General features: G+C 67.4%; 12 protein-coding genes. 10 read left to right on the top strand and 2 right to left on the bottom strand.

Annotation, left to right across the window (positions count from 1 at the left end):
• Positions 1-67 precede the first annotated feature (67 nt).
• The 7 genes from GXK59_RS11295 (at position 68) to GXK59_RS11265 (ending at position 8,181) form a co-directional block, all read left to right on the top strand.
• Positions 68-1,675 (top strand): carboxyl transferase domain-containing protein, encoded by a 1,608-nt coding sequence (locus GXK59_RS11295; RefSeq protein ID WP_160666827.1) that lies wholly within the window; start codon positions 68-70, stop codon positions 1,673-1,675.
• 7 nt (positions 1,676-1,682) lie between these two features.
• Positions 1,683-3,902 carry an acetyl/propionyl/methylcrotonyl-CoA carboxylase subunit alpha gene (locus GXK59_RS11290; RefSeq protein WP_160666825.1) on the top strand — a complete coding sequence of 740 codons (2,220 nt, stop codon included), beginning with the start codon at positions 1,683-1,685 and terminating at the stop codon, positions 3,900-3,902.
• 72 nt (positions 3,903-3,974) lie between these two features.
• Positions 3,975-5,138, top strand: a complete 1,164-nt coding sequence (locus GXK59_RS11285; RefSeq protein WP_160666823.1) for an acyl-CoA dehydrogenase family protein — start codon at positions 3,975-3,977, stop codon at positions 5,136-5,138.
• 39 nt (positions 5,139-5,177) lie between these two features.
• Positions 5,178-5,981: a CoA transferase subunit A gene (locus GXK59_RS11280; RefSeq protein WP_160666821.1), complete on the top strand. Its 804-nt coding sequence runs from the start codon at positions 5,178-5,180 to the stop codon at positions 5,979-5,981.
• 3 nt (positions 5,982-5,984) lie between these two features.
• Positions 5,985-6,746: a CoA transferase subunit B gene (locus GXK59_RS11275; RefSeq protein ID WP_024367547.1), complete on the top strand. Its 762-nt coding sequence runs from the start codon at positions 5,985-5,987 to the stop codon at positions 6,744-6,746.
• Positions 6,743-7,351 (top strand): MaoC family dehydratase, encoded by a 609-nt coding sequence (locus tag GXK59_RS11270; RefSeq protein WP_237393866.1) that lies wholly within the window; start codon positions 6,743-6,745, stop codon positions 7,349-7,351. Before GXK59_RS11275 ends, GXK59_RS11270 begins: the two co-directional genes overlap by 4 nt.
• A complete protein-coding gene (locus GXK59_RS11265; RefSeq protein WP_160666819.1) occupies positions 7,348-8,181 on the top strand; it encodes an HpcH/HpaI aldolase/citrate lyase family protein in 834 nt (277 codons plus the stop codon). The genes GXK59_RS11270 and GXK59_RS11265 overlap by 4 nt, the downstream gene beginning before the upstream one ends.
• 467 nt (positions 8,182-8,648) lie before the next feature.
• On the opposite strand, the gene GXK59_RS11260 is transcribed toward GXK59_RS11265, so the two are convergent.
• Positions 8,649-9,371: a response regulator gene (locus GXK59_RS11260; protein ID WP_160666817.1), complete on the bottom strand. Its 723-nt coding sequence runs from the start codon at positions 9,369-9,371 to the stop codon at positions 8,649-8,651.
• Positions 9,343-10,947, bottom strand: a complete 1,605-nt coding sequence (locus tag GXK59_RS11255) for an ATP-binding protein (protein WP_160666815.1) — start codon at positions 10,945-10,947, stop codon at positions 9,343-9,345. The genes GXK59_RS11260 and GXK59_RS11255 overlap by 29 nt, the downstream gene beginning before the upstream one ends.
• Positions 10,948-11,119: 172 nt before the next feature.
• Here GXK59_RS11255 and GXK59_RS11250 point away from each other — a divergent pair, with 172 nt between their 5' ends.
• From GXK59_RS11250 to GXK59_RS11240, 3 genes are read left to right on the top strand one after another with little or no spacing between them, the layout of a single operon-like run.
• The gene (locus tag GXK59_RS11250; RefSeq protein WP_160666813.1) at positions 11,120-12,151 is read left to right on the top strand and encodes a Bug family tripartite tricarboxylate transporter substrate binding protein; all 1,032 of its coding nucleotides are present in this window, start codon (positions 11,120-11,122) and stop codon (positions 12,149-12,151) included.
• Between the two features lie 2 nt (positions 12,152-12,153).
• Positions 12,154-12,675 (top strand): tripartite tricarboxylate transporter TctB family protein, encoded by a 522-nt coding sequence (locus GXK59_RS11245; protein ID WP_160666811.1) that lies wholly within the window; start codon positions 12,154-12,156, stop codon positions 12,673-12,675.
• On the top strand, positions 12,668-14,200 hold the full coding sequence (locus GXK59_RS11240) for a tripartite tricarboxylate transporter permease (RefSeq protein ID WP_160666809.1): 1,533 nt from the start codon (positions 12,668-12,670) through the stop codon (positions 14,198-14,200). The genes GXK59_RS11245 and GXK59_RS11240 overlap by 8 nt, the downstream gene beginning before the upstream one ends.
• The last annotated feature ends 49 nt before the right edge of the window (positions 14,201-14,249 follow it).

Below are 14,249 nucleotides of genomic sequence, written 5' to 3'. Positions count from 1 at the left end.
TAACCGAAATGGCTGGAACGGGCGCACGGCAGGCCCCCAGCATGAAGGCCAGGAACGGAAGCAGTCAATGGAGACAATCGCCAGCCAGGTGGACGCCACGAGCTCCGCCTTTGCCGCGAACCGCGAGGCCCAGCTGGGGCTGGCCCGCGAGCTGAGAGAACGCCTCGCCACGGCGGCGTTGGGCGGGCCGGAGAAATCCCGGGAACGCCATGTGGCCCGCGGCAAGCTCCTTCCCCGCGAACGCATCGACCAGCTGCTGGACGAGGGCAGCCCGTTCCTGGAAATCGCGCCGCTGGCAGCCAACGGCATGTACAACGACGACTCGCCTGGCGCCGGCGTTATTGCCGGGATCGGCCTGGTCCACGGCCGCCAGGTCCTGGTCATCTCCAACGACGCCACGGTCAAGGGCGGCACCTATTACCCGATGACGGTCAAGAAGCACCTCCGGGCGCAGGAAATCGCCCTGGAAAACCGGCTGCCCTGCATCTACCTCGTGGATTCGGGCGGAGCGTTCCTGCCCAAGCAGGACGAGGTCTTCCCGGACAAGGAGCACTTCGGCCGGATCTTCTTCAACCAGGCCAAGATGTCCGCGGCCCGGATCCCGCAGATCGCCTCGGTGATGGGCTCGTGCACGGCCGGCGGCGCGTACGTCCCCGCGATGAGCGACGAGACCGTGATTGTCCGCAACCAGGGAACCATCTTCCTGGGCGGACCGCCGCTCGTGAAGGCCGCGATCGGCGAGATTGTTACGGCCGAGGAACTCGGCGGAGGTGATGTGCACTCGAAGATCTCCGGTGTTACCGACCACCTCGCCGAGAACGATGAGCATGCCCTTCAGATCGTCCGCGACATTGTCTCCACCCTGCCCCGCCCGGCAGCCCCCGCCTGGGACATCGACACCGCCGTCGAACCCCTGGCGGATCCGGAGGAGCTCTACGGCGCTGTCCCCACCGATGTCAACGCCCAGTATGACGTCCGTGAGGTCATCGCCCGGCTGGTGGACGGCAGCCGCTTCCACGAATTCAAGAAGAACTACGGCACCACCCTGGTGACCGGCTTCGCGAAGCTGCACGGCCACCCGGTGGGCATCGTGGCGAACAACGGCGTACTCTTCAGCGAATCCTCGCTCAAGGGCGCCCACTTCATCGAACTCTGCGACCAGCGAGGCATCCCGCTGATCTTCCTGCAGAACCTCTCCGGCTTTATGGTCGGCAAGGACTACGAACAGGGCGGCATCGCCAAGAACGGCGCCAAGATGGTCACCGCCGTCGCGACCGCCCGCGTCCCGAAGCTCACCGTGGTGATCGGCGGGTCCTTCGGCGCCGGCAACTACTCGATGTGCGGGCGGGCCTACTCGCCGCGCTTCCTCTGGATGTGGCCGGCGTCCCGGATCTCCGTGATGGGCGGGAACCAGGCCTCCAGTGTGCTCGCCACCGTCAAACGTGACCAGTACGAGGCCCGCGGCGAGGAATGGTCCGCCGCGGACGAGGAAGCCTTCAAGGCCCCGATCAAGGCCCAGTACGAGGACCAGGGCAGCCCCTACTACTCCACCGCCCGCCTCTGGGACGACGGCATCATCGACCCCGCGGACACCCGCACCGTCCTGGGACTGGCGCTCGACGTCGTCTCCCGCACCCCGCTGCCGGAGACCTCCTTCGGCCTTTTCCGGATGTGAGCCCGCCATGACAATTCCTTCCACCCCTTCGCATCCGGCACCAGCCGGAAACCCGCTCTTCGGCACTGTCCTGGTCGCCAACCGCGGCGAGATCGCCTGCCGCGTGATCCGCACGCTGCGCGCCCTCGGCATCCGTTCCGTCGCCGTCTATTCCGACGCCGACGCCGGCGCCCGGCACGTGCGTGAAGCTGACACCGCCGTGCGGATCGGCCCGGCCGCCGCCGCCGAGAGCTACCTGAAGATCGACGCCATCATCCAGGCCTGCCAAGCTACCGGGGCCGAGGCCGTGCACCCCGGCTACGGGTTCCTGAGCGAGAACGTGGACTTCGCCCGCGCCCTGGAAAAGGCCGGCATCACGTTCATCGGCCCCGGCGTCGAATCGCTCAATGTCATGGGCGACAAGATCCGTTCCAAGAACCACGTGACCGGCTACGGCGTCCCGGTGGTCCCGGGCATCGCCGAGCCCGGCATGACGGATGTCCAGCTCATCGAGGCCGCGGCCGGCGTCGGCTTCCCGCTGCTCATCAAGCCCTCCGCCGGCGGCGGCGGCAAGGGCATGCACGTCGTGGAACGCCCGGAGGATCTTGCGGCGACCCTGGTGACCGCCCGGCGCGTGGCGGCCAGCGCCTTCGGTGACGACACGCTGTTCCTGGAACGCCTCGTCCTGACCCCGCGGCACATCGAAGTCCAGGTGCTGGCGGACAACCACGGCAACGTCATCCACCTGGGGGAGCGCGAGTGCTCGCTGCAGCGCCGCCACCAGAAGGTCATCGAGGAGGCACCTTCCCCGCTGCTGGAATCCCTGCCCGACGGCGCGGAAATCCGGGCCCGTCTCGGCGAGGCCGCCTGCCAGGCCGCACGCAGCGTCAACTACAGCGGCGCCGGCACCGTGGAATTCCTCGTCTCCGACAACGCCCCGGACGAGTTCTTCTTTATGGAGATGAACACCCGCCTGCAGGTCGAGCACCCCGTCACCGAGATGGTGACCGGCGTCGACCTCGTCGAATGGCAGGTCCGCATCGCCGCCGGCGAGGAACTCACCGTCCGCCAGGACGACGTCGTGCTCACCGGGCACTCGGTGGAGGCGCGGGTTTACGCGGAAATCCCGGAACGCAACTTCCTGCCCTCCGGCGGCGAGGTGGTGCTCCTGGACGAACGCGGCGAGACCTTCACCGCCATGGACGACCTGGATGCCATCACACCTGCCCTCGCGGATCCGGACATCCGGATCGATTCCTCGCTGGTTCAGGGACTCGAGATCTCCAGCGACTATGACCCCATGGTTTCCAAGGTCATTGCCTGGGGCAAAGACCGCACTGCGGCACTGGATAAGCTCGACACGGCGCTTGCCCGGTACACCGCGCTGGGGATCGACACCAACGTCGAATACCTGCGGCTGCTGATCAACGACGCCGACGTCCGGGCCGGCCGTCTCGACACCGGCCTGATCGAACGGAAGATGCCCGGCTTCACGTTCCGCCGCGCCGGCGACGCCGAGCTCATTGCCGCTGCCATGCCCTTCTGGGTCCTGGCCGAAGGGCCGGCGACGGTGGGATCCCCCTGGGACACCCTCCGTGGCTGGCGCCTGGGCACACCGGCGGCCTGGACCATGAGTTTCGGTGTTCCCGGCGGAGAGCTGGCCACCGTGGCCGTGACCTGGCTGAACAACGTGGATCTCGGTCACGCCGCCGTCCGGGTCAACAACGGCCCGGTGCACGACGTGAAGGTCCTGGGGCTGTCCGGTGTCGACGTGTACCTGGAACTCGACGGACGGGAACAGCGTTTCGCGCAGGGCGCCGTCTGGGAGGACTGCCCGCCGGAGGGGAATCCACAGTACGTCTTCGTAGGCAACGACGGCTGGTCCTGCCGGCTCGAACCGCTCACCCGTGAAACCAAGCTCGCCCGGGTGCTCGCCGCCGTCGAACGCGAGGAAGGCGCCGCCGACCCGGCAGTACGGTCGCCGATGCCCGGCACCGTGGTGTCCGTCTCGGTCGAAAACGGCGACGCCGTGACAGCCGGCCAGGTCCTGCTCTCGGTGGAGGCCATGAAGATGGAGCACCAGCTCGTGGCACCGCTGGACGGGACCGTGCACATCAGCATCACGTCCGGCGACCTCGTGAAGGCGGACCAGGTCCTCGCCACGATCCACCCTGTTCACCCGACGGAACCCTCCAAGGCCGAGGACACCATCGAGGAAGCCGTCATCGCCATGGGCGCGGCGGAGTAGCACTCCACGGCTTCAGCACCAGACCACCACCCGACACAGATCTTCGACAGCAGCACACACTAAGGAGTCACCATGCCAGATTTTGAACTTAGCGAGGATTACCAGGACCTCAGCGACACCGTCCGCGCATTCGCCGACGAAGTGGTGGCCCCGGTCTCCGCCAAGCACGACGAGGAACACAGCTTCCCCTACGAGGTCGTCTCCCAGATGGCCGACATGGGCCTCTTCGGCCTGCCGTTCCCGGAAGAAGTCGGCGGCATGGGCGGGGACTACTTCGCCCTGGCCCTGGCCCTGGAACAGCTCGGCCGGGTGGACCAGTCCGTCGCCATCACCCTGGAAGCCGGCGTCTCCCTCGGCGCCATGCCGATCCACCGCTTCGGCACCGCCGCCCAGAAGGAGGAGTGGCTGCCGCTGCTGGCCTCCGGCAAGGCGCTCGCCGGCTTCGGCCTGACCGAGCCGGAAGCAGGCTCCGACGCCGGCGGAACCAAGACCACCGCCAAGCTCGGCGGCGGTGAGTGGGTCATCAACGGCAACAAGGAATTCATCACCAACTCCGGCACCGACATCACCCGCCTCGTCACCGTCACCGCGGTGACCGGCCAGTCGGAGCGCCCGGACGGCAGCATCAAAAAGGAAATCTCCACCATCCTGGTGCCCACCAACACCCCCGGTTTCAAGGCCGAGAAGGCCTACAACAAGGTCGGCTGGAACGCCTCGGACACCCACCCGCTGACACTCGACAACGTCCACGTCCCCGAGGCCAACCTGCTGGGCACCCAGGGCCGCGGCTATGCCAACTTCCTCTCCATCCTCGACGAGGGCCGGATCGCGATCGCCGCGCTCGCCGTCGGCGCGGCCCAGGGGTGTGTTGACCAGTCGGTGAAATACGCCAAGGAGCGCAGCGCGTTCGGGCAGAACATCGGCAAGTACCAGGCCATCGCGTTCAAGATCGCCCGGATGGAAGCACGCGCCCACACCGCCCGCCTGGCCTACTACGACGCCGCCGCCCGGATGCTCGCCGGGAAGCCGTTCAAGACGCAGGCGGCCATCGCTAAGATGGTCGCAGGCGAGGCAGCCATGGACAACGCGCGGGACGCCACCCAGGTGTTCGGCGGCTATGGCTTCATCAACGAATTCACCGTGGCACGCCACTACCGCGACTCCAAGATCCTTGAAGTCGGCGAGGGCACCACGGAGGTCCAGCTGATGCTGATCGCCCGCGAACTGGGGCTCTGACCGGCCCGCTGGCCGCAACCGTCGAGGGAAGGATCAACGATGATTAACAAAGTTGTTGCCAGCGCTGCGGAGGCCGTCGCGGACATCCACGACGGCGCCTCACTCGCCGTCGGCGGATTCGGGCTGTGCGGGATCCCGGTCGCCCTCATCGATGCCCTGCACCAGGGCGGCGCCACGAACCTGGAAACCGTGAGCAACAACTGCGGAGTCGACGACTGGGGACTCGGGATCCTGCTCAGGGACGGCCGCATCCGCCGCACCATCAGCTCCTACGTGGGGGAGAACAAGGAATTCGCGCGACAGTACCTCGCCGGCGAGCTCGAAGTGGTTCTCACCCCGCAGGGCACGCTGGCCGAGAAACTGCGCGCCGGCGGGGCCGGCATCCCCGCCTTCTACACCCCGGCCGGCGTGGGCACCCAGGTGTCCGACGGCGGCCTGCCGCAAAAGTACGACGCCGAGGGCAACGTCGCGATCGCCTCTGCGGCGAAGGAGGTGCGCAGCTTCAACGGTGCCGACTACGTCCTCGAGGAGTCGTTGACCCCCGATTTCGGCCTGGTGCATGCCTGGAAGGGCGACCGCCACGGCAACCTCGTCTTCCACGCCACCGCGATGAACTTCAACCCGCTGTGCGCCATGGCCGGGAGGATCACCATCGCCGAAGTCGAGGAACTCGTCGAGCCGGGGGACCTGGACCCCGAACACGTCCATATCCCCGGGATCTTCGTCCAGCGCGTCGTGCTCGCTCCGGACGTCGAGAAGCGGATCGAGAAGCGGACGGTGGCCTTGGCCGCCGCGTCCGCCGCCGGCACTGCCACCCCAGCAACAGACCAGTCAGGAGCCTAGGCCATGGAATCCAACAGCCTGCAGGGTGCGCCGCCCCGTCCCGAAGCGGTCCGCCACGAATACCGGCCCGCCGCCGTCGAGCACCCCGCCGGTGTTGAGAGCAAGGGCTGGACGCGCAACGAACTGGCTGCCCGGGTGGCGCAGGAACTGCACAACGGGCAGTACGTCAACCTCGGCATCGGAATGCCCACGCTGATCCCCAACTACATCCCCGCCGGCGTCGAGGTGGTCCTGCACTCCGAGAACGGCATCCTCGGCGTCGGGCCGTACCCGGGGGAGGACGACGTCGATCCGGACCTGATCAATGCCGGCAAGGAGACTGTAACGGTCAACAAGGGCGCCGCGTTCTTTGACTCCGCCACCTCCTTCGGCATGATCCGCGGCGGGCATGTGGATGTCGCCGTACTCGGTGCCATGGAAGTGGCCCAGAACGGTGACCTGGCCAACTGGATGATCCCGGGCAAGATGGTCAAAGGCATGGGCGGTGCCATGGACCTGGTGTTCGGCGCCAAGAAGGTGATCGTGATGATGGAGCACGTGGACCGGAACGGCCGGCCCAAGATCGTGGAGCGGTGCACGCTGCCGCTGACCGGCAAAGCCTGCGTGGACCGGATCATCACGGACCTTGCGGTCATCGACGTCGTGACCGACGCCGGACAGTCCCGGCTGGTGCTGCGCGAACTCGCCCCCAACGTGACGGCCGAGGACGTGGCCGCAGCCACCGGCGCCGAACTTTTCGAGGAAGACCAGGAACTGACCGTATGACGACTGAACCATTGCGCGCGACTGGACCCCGGAGCAACGAACCGCGGGTCGTTGAACAGCGCGGACTCTACTTCGACGAGCTCGACGAGGACGTGGTGTACGCGCACCGGCCGGGCCGGACCGTGACCGAGGCGGACAACGTCCTCTTCACCACCATGACCATGAACACCCAGGCCCTGCACCTCGATGCCGCCTGGAGCGCGGAGCAGCCGTTCGGCCAGCGCCTCATGAACTCCATGTTCACCCTGGCCACGGTGGTGGGGCAGTCCGTTCCGCAGCTGACCCAGGGCACCATCATCGCCCAGCTGGGGCTCACGGACGTGTCGTTTCCGCACCCCATGTACCACGGCGACACGCTGTACACCGAGACTGTCGTGACCGGGAAACGATTATCCTCTTCCCGGCCCGGCCAGGGGATTGTCACCATGAAGCACACCGGCCGGAACCAGCACGGCGACGTTGTGGCCCTCGCCACCCGCAGCTGCCTGATGTGGACACGCGACGCGCACACCGCTGCGCAGCAGGCACACGCGACCGGAAAGAACCTGCAGCGGTCAAGCACTGCCCGGAAAGAACCGGCACAAAAGGGCAGAATAGACACATGAGCTTCCTGATGGGCCCCGCCCTGCTGTTTTGCCCTGCCGACCGCCCCGAGCGCTACCAGAAGGCCGCCGAGCGCGCCGACGCCGTGATCGTGGACCTCGAGGACGCCGTCGCGCCCGCGGACAAACAGCGTGCCCGCGGCGCCATCCTCGCCCAGCTCGGCGCCACCGGGGACGTCCCCGAGCTGGACCCGAGCCGCACCATCATCCGGATCAATCCGGCCGGCACGGAGGAGTTCGAGAAGGATCTGCACTGCCTCAAGCACACTCCCTACCGGCACGTGATGCTCGCCAAGGCTGAGAGCGCCGCCCAGCTGAGGGAGCTCGAGGGCTACAGCGTGATCGCGCTGTGCGAGACGGCGCTGGGGGTCATCAACGCCGCCGCCATCGCCGCGGAGCCCAACGTCGTCGGGCTGATGTGGGGCGCCGAGGACCTGCTCGCCTCGCTCGGCGGCACCTCCAGCAGGACGGACGACGGCGCCTACCGCGCGGTCGCCCTGCACGCCCGCTCCTCGGTGCTGCTGGCCGCCCGCGCATTCGGCAAGGACGCCGTCGATTCGGTGTACGTCAACATCCCCGACCTTGAAGGACTCGCCAACGAATCCCGTGACGCCGTCGCCTCGGGTTTTGGCTCCAAGGCCTGCATCCACCCGAACCAGGTGGCCGTGGTCCGCGGGGCTTACGCGCCGACCGAGTCCGAGGTCGCGGCAGCCACCGAACTGCTCGACGCGGCCGCAGCGGCAGGCTCAGGCGTGTTTCAGTTCAACGGCAAGATGATCGACGGCCCTATCCTCAAGCACGCCGAATCCACGCTCCGCCGCGCGGGGCTGTAGCCTCTGCAGGTCTGGGGGTCCTGGCGGCTCTGCGCGTCTGGTCGGTGCACATGGGGACGTCCTGCGGGGATGAACTGCGTCGATTCGTCACGAATGGCCGCTTTGACGCGTCCTATAGCGGCCACTTGCGTCAGTTGGTTGCCCGGTAGCGGCCATTTGCGTCAGCTGGGTGCCCATAGCGGCCACATGCGTCAGTTGGTTGCCCGGTAGCGGCCATTTGCGTCAGATCGGTGCACATGGGGACGTCCTGCGGGGATGAACTGCGTCGATTCGTCACGTATGGCCGCTTTGACGCGTCCTATAGCGGCCACTTGCGTCAGTTGGTTGCCCGGTAGCGGCCATTTGCGTCAGATCGGTGCTTCAAGGTGCGCGACCCTGCCCGGCGCTCGCCTGCGACGAATGGACATGCTCAGCGGAACCCTTGCAAACGGGACATGCTCCTCGGAACTCCTACAAACTGGGCATGCTCAGCGCTTCCACAGGTACCGGTTCTCCGGCCGCCCTGCCGCGCCGTAGCGGGGTGTGAGCCGGGCAAAGCCGTGGATGACCAGATACTCGAGGTAGCGCCGCGCGCTGACCCGCGAGAGTCCGAGCTGCAGGGCCATCCCGGCGGCAGAGACGTCGTCGGAGGTTGATTTGAGCGCCTCGATGACGGCGTCCAGGGTGGGCCTGGACAACCCCTTCGGCAGCCTTGTCACCGAACCGGGCGCTGGCGCCGTCCCGGAATCCGCGACAATTGCCCGGCGCGACGGCGCCACGAGCCGGTCGATGCTGTCCTGGTCCAGCGGCCCGGAAGCCCCGCCCGCGGCGAGTTCGCGGCGAAGGAGCAGGTACTCGTCGAGCCGTTCGTTCAGGGCCTGGGACGTGAAGGGCTTCACCAGATAGTGCAGTACCCCGCCCGCCATGGCGCCGCGTACCGTCTCCAGCTCCCGCGAGGCCGTAATGACCAGGACGTCGAGCGCCTGCTGGCGGCCGCGGAGCTGCCGGAGCACGTCCAGGCCCGACATGTCCGGAAGGTGGATATCCAGCAGGACAAGTTCGGGCCGCAGCTCGGCCGCCAGGTCGAGGCCCTGCTGCCCGGTATGGGCCAGGCTGACGACGTCGAAGCCGCCGCGCGCCAGCAGGAACCCGTGGTGGATTCCGGCCACTGCCACGTCATCGTCAATGATGAGGGTGCGTATGGAGCTCATTGTTTTGTAGTTCCGCCTCTTTTGTCCTCAGTATTACCGTAAAGCAGGCACCGCCCAGCACGGACGGCCCCACCGACGCCCCGCCGGCCCGGCGCCGGGCCACGCGCTGGACCAGGGCCAGCCCGAAGCCGCGGCTGTTGATTCCCTCGGCCTGTTTGGTGGTGACTCCGGCCTCGAAGACGGCGGTCCGTTCCGGTTCGGGGACGCCGGGGCCGTCGTCCTCGACCGTGATGGTGCGTTCGCCGTCGGGAGCCTCATCCAGCCCGACGGCGATGGTGCTGTCGTAGCCCGCGGCATCCACCGCGTTGTCGATCAGGTTCCCCAGGACCGTGATGACATCGCCTGTCCCGTCCGGCGTGCACACCGAGGCCGGGTCCACCAGGATCTCGACGCCGCGCTCGGCGCAGACCGTCGATTTGGCAATCAGCAGGGCCCGGACGTCGTGATCGGTGATTCCTGCAGCCAGCGGGCGGTTGACGAACGCGGCCTCGCTGTGGCTCCGGCCCAGGTATTCCACGGCCTTGCCCTGTTCGCCGAGCTCCAGGAGACCCGAGATCACATGCAGCTTATTGGCGAATTCGTGGGCCTGCGCCCGCAGCGCCTGCGTCACGTCCAGGGCGCCGTCGCGGTCGCGGAGGATCGTGTGGAGTTCGGTGCGGTCGCGAAGAATGAGGACTTTGCCCACTTCCCGGCCGTCCACGGTGGCGGCATTGACCTTGCCCAGCAGGATCCGTTCCCCGGAGAGCACCAGTTCCTCCGTGGCAGATCCTGCGGTGAGCATCCGGCGGACCCCGGGTTCCAGGCATTCGCTGGCCGCCCGGCCGGTGATTTCCTCACCCACGCCCAGCAGCCGTCGGGCTTCGTCATTGACCAGCGCGACCTTCCCCTCGGCGTCGACCGCGATGAGTCCCTCGCCCAGCCCGTGGAGCATCGCGTCGCGGGTCTCGAGCAGGGCCGCGATGTCCTCCGGCTCCAGCTTGTAGATCCGCCGCCACACAAGCTTTGAGATGTACATCGCCCCGAGCGATCCGAGCAGCGCGGCGCCGAGGAGCCAGCCGAACAGTTGCGGCAGGTCCTCGTAGAGGTCCTGGGCCAGGGTGCTTTCCAGCACACCCACCGAGGCCGAGCCGATCACGGCTCCGGCGTTGTCGAAAATGGGAACCTTGACCCGCCAGGATTCACCCAGCGTCCCGGTCTGGGTGCCGACATAGATCTCGCCGGAGAGGGGCACGGAAGGGTCGGTGGACACTGGCCTGCCGATTTCCGCCGGGTTCGGGTGGGACTGCCGGACGCCGTGGCGGTCCGTCACCACAACATAGGTGACATTCGAGGCCTGCCGGATGACTTCGGCGATGGGCTGGATGGTCTGGGCCGGTTGCGGTGTCCCGAAGGCATTCACCACGGAGGGCAGCCGCGCGACGCTTTCGGCCACCCCGATCAGCCGGCCCTTGTACGCGTCCCGGAGCTGCTGCTCCTGCATCCGGATGGTCACGGCTCCCACCGCTGTCAGGACAGCCAGCACGATGCCAAGCTGCAGCGCGACCAGCTGGAAGCGTAAGGGAATCCTGTGAACCATGTCACAAGTTTCCCATCCCCACCGCCGCCCACGGCCCAAACCCGGGCCCGGGGCCGTGACCAATATGACCACTACTACCTCTACGGCCAAATTCTGTTCCCCGGCGCGCGCCGCTCCTACTCTCGGGGAAGTGATTCCGATGACGTGCGTCACATTCAACAAGGAGAAACCCATGACCTCCCACTTCGATTCCACGCGGTTCAACTTCACCCGCCGGGCCGCCATCGCAGCCGGGGCGGCCGGCGTCGTCCTCGCCATGTCGGCGTGTGCCGGCGGTGCCAGCGGCGCGGCAGCAGGCCAGAGCGCGGCTGCCGACCCGATCAAGAAGCTCAGCATCATCGTTCCCGCGAACCCGGGCGGCGGCTGGGACCAGACCGGCCGTGCCATCCAGGCCGACCTGCAGTCCAACAAGTTCGTCACCTCCGCCCAGGTCAGCAACATCGGCGGCGGCGGCGGAACCAACGGCCTCGCCAAGCTGGCCACCGAAAAGGACGCCAACACGCTGATGGTGATGGGCTACGTCATGGTCGGTGCCGTGGAAACCAACGCCGCCAAGACCCGGCTGGAGGACACCACCCCCATTGCGCGCCTGACCGAAGAGCCGCTGGTCCTGGTGGTCCCGGCGTCGTCCAAGTACCAGTCGGTCCAGGACCTCGTGGATGACATCAAGGCCAACGGCAAGGGTGTCGCGATCACCGGCGGCTCAGCCGGCGGCGCGGACCACATCCTGGCCGGCCAGATCCTGAAGTCCCAGGGCATCGCCTCCGACAAGCTCAACTACATCGGCTACTCCGGCGGCGGCGAATCGATCGCGGCACTGCTCGGCAACAAGGTCCAGGCCGGCATCTCCGGTGTGGGGGAGTACGCCGAGCAGGTCAAGGCCGGCAAGGTCCGGGCGCTCGCCGTCTCCGGCACGTCCGAGGCCCCGGCCCTGCCGGGCGTCAAACCGCTCAAGGACCAGGGCATCGACGTCGTGCTGACCAACTGGCGCGGCGTCGTCGCACCGGGTTCCATTGATGACGCGCAGAAGGCGAAGCTGACCGAGGTTGTCACCAAGCTGCACAGCTCCGAAGCCTGGAAAGCGACCCTGGCCAAGAACAACTGGGATGATGCCTTCCTCGCCGGCGACGGTTTCAAGACCTTCCTGACGGAGGACATCGCCAAGGTCAAGACCACGCTGACCGAGATCGGCCTGGTCAAGTAACAATGTCCGTCCAAGTCAGTACGCCCGCCAAGCGGCCCACGGGGGAGATCCTCTTCGCCCTGGTGTTCGTGAGCGTGGGCGCAGCAGGCCTCCTGGCGGCGGGGTCCATTCCGATCCCGCCGTCGGAGACCGGCATCGGCCCGCGGGCCTTCCCCTACATCGTGTGCGCCATGCTGGTGCTCGTCGGCACGGGCATCGTGGCCCAGGTGTTCCGCGGCAAGGTGGGCGAGGCAGAGGAAAGCGAAGACCTCGACGTCACCGCCAAGACCGACTGGTTGGCCCTGGCGAAACTCGTGGGCTTCGTGGTCCTCCACATCTTCCTGATCGAACCGGCCGGCTGGCCCGTTGCCGCGGCAGTGCTGTTCAGCGGGGCGGCGTGGTCCCTCGAGGCCAAGCCGCTCTGGAAGGCAGTCATCATTTCCGTGCTCCTGGCGCTCGTGCTGCAGTACGTCTTCGGCGGCCTGCTGGGCGTATCCCTGCCGCCGGGACCCCTGCTTGAGGGGGTGCCGTTCTTCCATGGATAGCTTCATGATGCTTCTTGAGGGTTTCTCGACGGCGCTGCAGCCGGTCTACCTGCTCTACGCCTTGGGCGGCGTCTTCGTCGGCACCGCCGTCGGCGTGCTGCCCGGCATCGGCCCGGCGATGACCGTCGCGCTGCTGATGCCCATCACCTATGCGCTGGATCCCGCGGCCGCCCTGATCGTGTTCGCCGGCATCTACTACGGCGGCATGTACGGCGGTTCCACCACCTCCATCCTGCTCAACACTCCGGGCGAGTCGTCCTCGATTGTCACGGCGCTTGAGGGCAATAAGATGGCCAAGGCGGGCCGGGGCGCCGCGGCACTGGCGACAGCGGCGATCGGCTCGTTCGTCGCCGGCACCATTGCGACCGTGCTGCTGTCATTCCTGGCGCCCGTCGTCGCGGAACTGGCCGTGGGCCTGGGCCCCGTGGACTACGTGGCCCTGATGGTGGTGGCATTCCTCACCGTCGGTGCCCTGCTGGGCGCCTCCGTATTGCGCGGCCTCGCCTCCCTGGCACTGGGGTTGTTCATCGGGATGATCGGCATCGATGACAGCACCGCGCAACAGCGTTTCACCTTCGACAACCCCACGCTGGTGGACGGGATCGACATGGTCCTCGTCGCCGTGGGCCTCTTCGCCCTCGGGGAGGCCCTGTACGTGGCATCGAAGCTGCGGCACGGGCCGGTCGAGGTCATCCCGGTCAGCAAGGGCAAAAACGCCTGGCTGTCCAAGGAGGACTGGAAACGGTCCTGGAAGCCGTGGCTGCGGGGCACCTTCATCGGGTTCCCCATCGGCACGGTGCCGGCCGGCGGCGCGGACGTCTCCACCTTCCTGTCCTACGCCGCGGAACGGAAACTGGCCAAGGGCGCGAACAAGGCACAGTTCGGCAAGGGCGCTATCGAGGGCGTGGCCGGCCCGGAAGCGGCGAACAACGCCGCCGCCGCCGGCGTCCTGGTCCCGCTGCTGACGCTCGGAATTCCGACGACGGCGACCGCGGCCATGATGCTCACCGCATTCCAGCGCTACCAGATCCAGCCCGGGCCGCTCCTGTTCGAGAACCAGGGTGCATTGGTGTGGACCCTGATCGCCTCGCTGTACGTGGGCAACCTGATGCTGCTCGTGCTGAACCTGCCACTGGTTGGGCTCTGGGTGAAGATCCTGCAGATCCCGCGGCCCTACCTCTACGCGGGCATCCTGGTCTTCGCGGCGCTGGGCGCCTTCTCGGTGAACTTCGCCGCGGCCGACGTCGGCATCCTCCTGCTGGTCGGCATTCTGGGCTACTTCATGCGCCGCTACGGCTACCCCGTGGCGCCCATGGTGGTGGCGATGATCCTCGGGCCGATGTTCGAAGTGCAGCTGCGGCGCTCGCTGCAGCTTTCGCAGAACGACCCCACGGCGCTGTTCTCCTCGCCCTTCGCAGTGGTGGTCTACGTCTCCATGGCCCTGATCTTCGTGGGCTCCTGGTGGCTTCGCCGCCGCCAGGCCTCGCTGGAGGCCGTGTCGGTGAAGGACGAGGTGTCGGTCTAGTCCGGATGGACGGGTGCCCGGGCGAGGGCCCGGGCACCTCAGTCCCCGG

The organism is Pseudarthrobacter sp. ATCC 49987 (genome assembly GCF_009928425.1).
In the GTDB taxonomy this organism is placed as follows: domain Bacteria; phylum Actinomycetota; class Actinomycetes; order Actinomycetales; family Micrococcaceae; genus Arthrobacter.
This window is presented reverse-complemented; position numbering and strand designations above follow the sequence as displayed.

Bases quoted from the DNA above. Each gene is read 5' to 3' on its own strand.
- GXK59_RS11295 (WP_160666827.1), top strand. From the start codon at position 68: ATGGAGACAATCGCCAGCCAGGTGGACGCCACGAGCTCCGCCTTTGCC.
- GXK59_RS11290 (WP_160666825.1), top strand. From the start codon at position 1,683: ATGACAATTCCTTCCACCCCTTCGCATCCGGCACCAGCCGGAAACCCG.
- GXK59_RS11285 (WP_160666823.1), top strand. From the start codon at position 3,975: ATGCCAGATTTTGAACTTAGCGAGGATTACCAGGACCTCAGCGACACC.
- GXK59_RS11280 (WP_160666821.1), top strand. From the start codon at position 5,178: ATGATTAACAAAGTTGTTGCCAGCGCTGCGGAGGCCGTCGCGGACATC.
- GXK59_RS11275 (WP_024367547.1), top strand. From the start codon at position 5,985: ATGGAATCCAACAGCCTGCAGGGTGCGCCGCCCCGTCCCGAAGCGGTC.
- GXK59_RS11270 (WP_237393866.1), top strand. From the start codon at position 6,743: ATGACGACTGAACCATTGCGCGCGACTGGACCCCGGAGCAACGAACCG.
- GXK59_RS11265 (WP_160666819.1), top strand. From the start codon at position 7,348: ATGAGCTTCCTGATGGGCCCCGCCCTGCTGTTTTGCCCTGCCGACCGC.
- GXK59_RS11260 (WP_160666817.1), bottom strand. From the start codon at position 9,371: ATGAGCTCCATACGCACCCTCATCATTGACGATGACGTGGCAGTGGCC.
- GXK59_RS11255 (WP_160666815.1), bottom strand. From the start codon at position 10,947: ATGGTTCACAGGATTCCCTTACGCTTCCAGCTGGTCGCGCTGCAGCTT.
- GXK59_RS11250 (WP_160666813.1), top strand. From the start codon at position 11,120: ATGACCTCCCACTTCGATTCCACGCGGTTCAACTTCACCCGCCGGGCC.
- GXK59_RS11245 (WP_160666811.1), top strand. From the start codon at position 12,154: ATGTCCGTCCAAGTCAGTACGCCCGCCAAGCGGCCCACGGGGGAGATC.
- GXK59_RS11240 (WP_160666809.1), top strand. From the start codon at position 12,668: ATGGATAGCTTCATGATGCTTCTTGAGGGTTTCTCGACGGCGCTGCAG.